Here is a 2,511-nt window from a genome sequence, read left to right as displayed (position 1 = left end):
GCCCCGCTCATCGACAAACTCGCCGCGGCCGGGGTGAACATGACCGAACCCGGCGCCACGCTGCCGGACGCCCGCGAGCAGGGCGCCGATACCGCCGACAGGGGCACCCCGGCAGCGAGCGGGCCACTGACGGGAATGACGGTCGTGGTCACTGGTGCGATGACCGGCGCGCTGGAACAGCTCAGCCGCAACCAGATGAACGAGCTCATCGAACGCGCCGGCGGCCGCTCCTCGTCCAGCGTCTCGAAGAAGACCACCCTGGTGATCGCCGGAGATGGCGCGGGATCCAAGCGTGCCAAGGCCGAAACCCTCGGCATCCGCCTGGCCACGCCGGACGAATTCGCTGTCCTCATCGCCGACTTCATCGACTGAAGTCAAGAGGCACACGGCTGCGTCAACCCGTTGACGCAGCCGTGTCATTGGCCGGGCACAGACGTTGAGCCAGCGACCGGCTCGTGAGTCAGCCGGCGCCCCCATCCCTGCACCGGCGTGAGGGTGGGACGCGCATCCGCCGCAGGCGGCTGGGCAGAGGGAGGCCTGGGCGTCATGGCCCTCGATCGGCCCCAGGGCTTCCCTCTGCACGTACCCCGAAGTCACCCGGCTTCTTTCTGCACACCCTGATGCAAACCCCGAAATTCGGGCTGGCCGAACCTGTCCCGAAGACCCGGGAAGCCATCGATCAGCTCAGTGCGTCTGGCGGTGTCAACGCCCCCTTCCCGGGCTGGCTGCACCGCAGCACATCGAGCGGCACCCTGGGCCGGGGCGTCACGAGCGCCCCGCATGCGTGCAGCCAGGCCAAGCCACACGCTGGTGCCATGGCTGGCTTGCAGCCCATCGTGATCTATCCGCCTGCTGAGGACGGTGGCCGGCGCGTGCGGGTGGGTGACCATTTCGTTGGGATGGCGTACGGGCTGCTGGATGTCGTCGAGTTCCTCCGCCTTGCAGGTCTGGAGGACGTCGACGAGGAGTGGGTGCGGCAGTCCGTGCTGGTCGAGTGGCGGGACGGCGGGCCGGAGGCGTGGGAGCACTGAACGCGGCGGGCCGCCCGACTCACTCCCCCGTGGCGGGCGGCTCGGGCCTGAGTGTCCAGAGATCAAGGTCGGCGGCGGCGACGTTGGTGTCCTGGGCCACTGGACGACACCGGCCGGAGCCGGCGGCGGGATTCGAACCCGCGTCTCCCTCTTGACAGGAGAAGTAGCCGCAGCCTGCGCACCTGGACGCCTCCACCATAGCCATGCACCGGAGAGCGGGGCACGCGAATTAGCCTCGGCCGCCCGAGGGCGGCGGGGCGTGATGGGGCTACGCGGCGGGCTCGTACGTCACCGTCTGGCCGGGGCAGCCCGCGGCAACGTCGTGCAGGGCAGCGAGTTCGGTTTCGTCGGCAGCCAGGCTCCAGCGCAGCTTCGTGCCCACCCACTCGGCGGCGTAGCGGCAGTGCACGTCGGCGGCGGGCGGCAGCCACTCGGCCGGGTCCTGGTCGGCCTTGCTGCGGTTCGAGCGGGCGGTGACGGCGACCAGCGAGTCTTCCGCGCCCTGGTCGTTGGCGTACTGCTCTCGGCGCTGCGGCGTCCACGCTGACGCGCCGACTGGTGGGGAGCGTCATTCCAAGTACGCGATATTCGGAGCTGGAGGTGATGTCAGGGGGAGGGGCTACGGTATGCCGCTGTGGACGCTGCTGATCTTGACTATCGGGCCCGGACGCAGTCCGGCTGCATCCCGCCGCACCTGGTCTCCCGGCTTCTCGAACTCGGCCATGCCGAGACGGTGGAGTTTTGGGCCGGCCGTGGGGAGTGGTTCTGCGCGCGGGAGTGGGCGCGGCTGCTCGGTGAACAGAGCCGACGGGCTGAGGCGCTGGAGATGCTCGCCCCGTATCTGGCTACGGGCTGGTGGACGGCCACCAGGACCACGGCTGAACTATTGGAGATCTGGGGGCGGGCCGACGAGGCGATCGTGCTGACCCGGGCTCGCATGGAGGTCGGGCATCCTCTGGCACTGGAGTTCTATGCACGATTGCTCGCCCGGCACGGCCGCAGCGACGAGGCGTTCACTCTGCTGCAGCCGCACATCGACGACTGGTTCCTCGCTGCGGCCCTGGTCGACGTAGCGGAGGGCGCTGGCCGAGACGAGAAGGCAGCCGAGTTGCTCGCCGCCCGGATCCCGGACGAACACCGTTGTGACTCTCCGTGGTGCTGTCGCGGCCTCGATCCCGACACGGCGATCGGTTTGCTCGCCACGATCCGTGAACGCCAGGGCCGCGTCGATGAGGCCATCGCCCTGCTCCGCACCCGGGACGTCACCTCGGTCAACGGCCGGGACCAGTTGGCCGATCTGCTGGCCCGGCACGACCGGACCGGGGAACTGCGCGCCTACGCAGTAACCGAGGAGCTAGTGTGATGCGCCTGAAATTGCAGGTGTAAGTCTGTAGGCTGTTTTCATGTCGCATCGGGGTCCGCGTGCTGTCGAGGTCGTGCTGTCCGAGGAGGAGCGCGCCGAGTTGTCGCGTTGGGCGGG

General features: G+C 69.2%; 3 protein-coding genes and 1 pseudogene. 3 read left to right on the top strand and 1 reads right to left on the bottom strand.

Going from position 1 to position 2,511, the window contains the following annotated elements:
* Positions 1-372: BRCT domain-containing protein (locus ACTWQJ_RS50125; protein ID WP_443313005.1), on the top strand; the 372-nt coding region annotated here is incomplete at its 5' end.
* A 443-nt stretch (positions 373-815) separates the two neighbouring features.
* Entirely contained in the window at positions 816-1,031 is a 216-nt protein-coding gene (locus ACTWQJ_RS50120; RefSeq protein WP_443313004.1) for a hypothetical protein, read from the top strand.
* A 268-nt stretch (positions 1,032-1,299) separates the two neighbouring features.
* On the opposite strand, the pseudogene ACTWQJ_RS50115 reads toward ACTWQJ_RS50120, so the two are convergent.
* A pseudogene (locus tag ACTWQJ_RS50115) lies at positions 1,300-1,584 on the bottom strand (HNH endonuclease); the annotation flags it as partial.
* An 81-nt stretch (positions 1,585-1,665) separates the two neighbouring features.
* On the opposite strand from ACTWQJ_RS50115, the gene ACTWQJ_RS50110 reads away from it, so the two are divergent.
* Positions 1,666-2,394: a hypothetical protein gene (locus ACTWQJ_RS50110; protein ID WP_443313003.1), complete on the top strand. Its 729-nt coding sequence runs from the start codon at positions 1,666-1,668 to the stop codon at positions 2,392-2,394.
* The last annotated feature ends 117 nt before the right edge of the window (positions 2,395-2,511 follow it).

This window comes from Streptomyces sp. KR55 (assembly GCF_052245645.1).
GTDB lineage: Bacteria > Actinomycetota > Actinomycetes > Streptomycetales > Streptomycetaceae > Streptomyces > Streptomyces flavusporus.
Note: the sequence above shows the minus strand (reverse complement) of the source record. Positions and strands in the feature narration are given on the sequence as shown.

Coding starts and splice junctions, on each gene's coding strand:
- ACTWQJ_RS50120 (WP_443313004.1), top strand. CDS start 816: ATGGCTGGCTTGCAGCCCATCGTGATCTATCCGCCTGCTGAGGACGGT.